This window comes from Desulfosporosinus cupriresistens (genome assembly GCF_001707885.1).
In the GTDB taxonomy this organism is placed as follows: domain Bacteria; phylum Bacillota; class Desulfitobacteriia; order Desulfitobacteriales; family Desulfitobacteriaceae; genus Desulfosporosinus.
On sequence record NZ_MASS01000133.1, the window covers coordinates 1 to 535 of the forward strand.

Annotated in this window: 1 protein-coding gene; it reads left to right on the forward strand. The window is 41.7% G+C overall.

Annotation, left to right across the window (positions count from 1 at the left end; genetic code table 11):
• Positions 1–15: 15 nt before the first annotated feature.
• Complete coding sequence (locus DSBG_RS21505) at positions 16–315, forward strand: hypothetical protein (RefSeq protein WP_068967047.1); 300 nt, start codon at positions 16–18, stop codon at positions 313–315.
• Positions 316–535 lie beyond the last annotated feature (220 nt).

Here is a 535-nt window from a genome sequence, read left to right on the forward strand (position 1 = left end):
CGATAACTTCGTATAATGTATGCTATACGAAGTTATTACGCGATAACTTCGTATAATGTATGCTATACGAAGTTATTACGGTCAGAGTTTGCCTCGATTGGCCTACCGGGTCAGTTTGCGCATCGTGGTTGGCTAAGTGCTTGTTTAGGTCATGAGTATGGTTTACATGTGCTTGTTGCTGAATTTCTTGCTAACAAGAGTTCAGTCAACACTGATTTAGAGTCTTTTACTTCCATTGTTCGTGGTGTTCGGGTTGTATTTTCTTCTGATGCTATTCGTGCTGTACTTCACCTCCCGACGATTGATTATCCGTAGTGGCCTTTGCCACCCGAGTTTGCACTCACTATTGCTAGCATAGTTTGTGAGATCACTGATGGTATAGGAAATCATTTGATTCCCCTTGTCCATGCACATTTTTTACCTCATTACCGTATTCTAAACAAAGTTATCTGCTCAATTGTTAAACCTACTGATCATGTGCATGGTGTTCCTATTCCTAGAGCTGAGTTGTTAGTCGGCGTCTCCAAGGCACACA

Bases quoted from the DNA above. Each gene is read 5' to 3' on its own strand.
- DSBG_RS21505 (WP_068967047.1), top strand. From the start codon at position 16: ATGTATGCTATACGAAGTTATTACGCGATAACTTCGTATAATGTATGC.